4 protein-coding genes are annotated in these 3,017 nt (G+C 68.4%); all 4 read right to left on the bottom strand.

The genetic code is table 11. From position 1 onward, the window contains the following. Window positions 1–351: 351 nt before the first annotated feature. On the bottom strand, window positions 352–804 hold the full coding sequence (locus VNS22_RS16695) for a type II toxin-antitoxin system VapC family toxin (protein ID WP_325734373.1): 453 nt from the start codon (window positions 802–804) through the stop codon (window positions 352–354). A 3-nt stretch (window positions 805–807) separates the two neighbouring features. Then, window positions 808–1,086, bottom strand: coding sequence for a FitA-like ribbon-helix-helix domain-containing protein (locus tag VNS22_RS16690; RefSeq protein WP_325734371.1), 279 nt, complete (start codon window positions 1,084–1,086; stop codon window positions 808–810). Window positions 1,087–1,220: 134 nt separating this feature from the next. Further along, a complete protein-coding gene (locus tag VNS22_RS16685; RefSeq protein WP_325734369.1) occupies window positions 1,221–2,078 on the bottom strand; it encodes an alpha/beta hydrolase in 858 nt (285 codons plus the stop codon). A gap of 270 nt (window positions 2,079–2,348) precedes the next feature. Continuing rightward, window positions 2,349–3,017, bottom strand: a 669-nt coding sequence (locus VNS22_RS16680) for an alpha/beta hydrolase (RefSeq protein ID WP_325734367.1), incomplete at its 5' end; no start/stop codon positions are given.

Below are 3,017 nucleotides of genomic sequence, written 5' to 3'. Positions count from 1 at the left end.
GTGCCCAGATCCTGGAGACATGGCGGTCCTTATCCTCGCCGGTCAGCGCGAACCACATTCATACCCTGATGGCAGGCGATGCCACCCAGGTTCCGGAACAGGCCGTAGCCACGCTCAGCGTCGTCCGGGATCGCGTCCCGCCGGCTGCATGAGGACGAGTTCCATGAGCGCGGCATCGGCGTCCAGATCCTGTGCCTGCGGCAAGCTCGAACCCGAGCGCCCCGACCCTGATCAAGACCGAGCGCGGTGCCGGCTACATCTTCACGGCGCGGTCGAGACCGGCTGACGGCGCCGCCCTCACATCATGAAGATGCCGGCACACGTGCTGGCTGGCTGTCAGCTCCGCTTCGCTCATGCGAGCCCCTGCTCCAGCCCCCAGGCTTCCAACGGGATGAGCAGGCCCGCCAGCTCCGGATCCGGGTGGCGGGCCATGTCGCGCACGAAGGGCCGGTCGGCCACCACGACGCCCCGGCTGCCCATGGCCACCGCGAAGGCCACGTAGAGGGTATCATAGGTCGAGTGGTCGACCGCCAGGCCGATGTCGAGCGCCACGTCGTGCAGGGCGAGGTCACCGGTGGGTGTGGGCGGCAGCTGGGCGCGGAGGAGCTCCAGCGCCTCCCGCGCCTCGTCCGGCGACCATATCCCCTTGCGGACCTGCAGCCAGCAGACATTGGTCGCCTCGTTGAGCCAGAAGTCCGGCACCAGGAGTTCCTCGTCGCTCTCCGCGAGCGCCTGGGCCAGATGGCTGTCCGGCTCCGGCAGCACCCATTTCAGGGCGACCGAGGCATCGATGACCAGCGCCACCGGTCAGGCGCCCGCGGTGCCGGCAAGGTCCTCCATCCTGCCCTCCCGGCTTTCCCGGAGGAGTTCGGTCGCGGTGGCCGATCCACGACCCGCGGTCCGGCGCCGGAAGGCAGCGAGGCGCTCTGCGGCGGCCGCGCGCGGCGAAGGCTGACGGTTGCCGGTCAGGACCTGGCGCAGGATCTCCCGGTGCTCGGCCTCGGCACTGCGTCCATGCTCGGCCGCGCGGATGCGCAGCGCCCGGACGACCTCGTCGTCGAGGTTGCGGACGGTCAGGGTCGCCACGTTCCCTCCTGCTGCGGATGCTGTCATTGCTTGCATATAGCCGGCGATGACCGCAGCGGGAAGTCCGGATCCGGTCGCTGCACCGGCCAGCGACCGGGCGCATGCGGTGGAAGAAGTGCGCCTCCGGCAGCCGGTCAGCCGCCGGATGCTGCATGTCCTGAACGGCCCGCCCCGGCTTCGACCGCATCAAGGAACTGGCCGGCCAGGGCGTTGAACTCATCGGCCGCATGCCAGAACGGCGCGTGGCCAGCTCCGTCCAGACGATGGCACCGGCCATTCCACAGCTTCCGGTAGGCGATGCCGTCCAGATAGTCGAGCTTGATCAACGGGTCGGCGCTGCCGTTGATCACGGCGAGGGGAACCGTGCTGCGCTCGATCGTGAGCCGCTGGTCGACGCCCACGCCCATGCGTGCCGCGGCGAACATCTGCTCGCGACACCGACCGTCCGAGCGCCGGAGCGCCGCGCGCAGGAAGGGTTCGATGGGTTCGCCGAACATGTGGCGGGCAAAGGCATCGATCTCCGTCTCGTCGAGAACCCTCCGCCCCGGCAGCCCGCGATCCGGTGACGCGACAAAGCCTTCCGCCATGCCGTTGCGCCGGACGGGAGGTGTCCCGGTGAGGATCAGCCCCTTGACCCCGGTGAACCGCGCAAGCAGCTCGATGGCGATGTGGCCGCCGAGCGACCAGCCCAGGATGGTCAGTTCGCTGATCCCGAGAATGCCGAGCACTTCGATGATGCAATCGGCAAATCCGGGCAGCGAGTAGGTGCGCACCGGATCCGGTGCATTGTCGGACTGGCCATGCCCGGGAAGGTCGATGGCGATCAGACGATACCGGTCGGCAAGCGCGCTCTGAAGCTGGCGGGCGAACACGCCCCGGCAGGAGGAGTTGCCATGGATCAGCAGCAGCGGCGGCCCGTTCCGGCCGCTGCATTCCACGAAAATCGAACCGTGGGAGGTCGCGACGCTCGGTGCGAGCCCGGGGGCGTTCATTGCGGCAGTTCCTCGATCGGGATGGTAGACGGCCCGAGATCCCATCGCCTCACGCGGCGGCATCGTCAAATTCGATTCTGACGAATACTTCAAACGTCACCGGATAATCTTCTCAACATGCCACAAACGTGAATGTCCCGTGACTGCCGTGCCGCCAGCATACCTGCCGGAGGTGGATCATCGCGGTCCTCTTCCCGCAGCAAGGCGAGCGGCGCCCGGAGGCCCCGCTCGCCTGACGGCAATGCGGGCAGCAGCAGGAACGGGTCGGTCTCACCGGGACTGGTGCGCCGCGCCCTTGGCGGCCTCGTCGATCACATCGGCGACGGCCTGGGGCCGGGTCAGGAAGACGACATGGCTGCCCTCGACTTCCCTGGTGACGGCGCCGATGCGCTGAGCGGTGTGGCGCAGCAGCTTCGGATCGATCGCACCGTCCTGCGTCGCCACCACGGCCCAGCTGGGCCTGGTGCGCCACGCGGCATGGCTGACCTTCTCGCCGAAGATCGCCATGTTGATCGGCACCTGCGAGTCACGCAGGAAGGCGGCATCGGCATCGCTCGTGTCGCCGGCAAAGCCGATCTTGAACTTTTCCATGTTCACGAAGCCGAAACCGTCCTCGCCGGTTTCGATGACGAAGCTCGGCGGGGCGGGAATCTCCGCGAACTGGTCGCCAGTCGATTCGCCGATGTCGGGGGCCAGCGCCGAGACATAGACGAGGCCCGCCACCTTGGGGTCGACGCCCGCTTCGGTGATGACGGTGCCGCCATAACTGTGGCCGACCAGGATGGTCGGGCCGTCCTGGCGGTCGAGCACCCGGCGCGTCGCCGCGACGTCGTCGGCCAGCGAGGTCAGCGGGTTCTGGACGATGGTCACGCGATAGCCGCGCGCCGTCAGCTCGTCATACACCCCGCGCCAGCCCGAACCGTCGGCGAACGCGCCGTG

The sequence above is a fragment of the Geminicoccus sp. genome, assembly GCF_035556675.1.
Classification (GTDB): Bacteria; Pseudomonadota; Alphaproteobacteria; order Geminicoccales; family Geminicoccaceae; genus Geminicoccus.
Note: the sequence above shows the minus strand (reverse complement) of the source record. Positions and strands in the feature narration are given on the sequence as shown.

What these genes read in the sequence shown, in the direction of transcription:
- VNS22_RS16685 (WP_325734369.1), bottom strand. Translation starts at nt 2,078, where the DNA reads ATGAACGCCCCCGGGCTCGCACCGAGCGTCGCGACCTCCCACGGTTCG.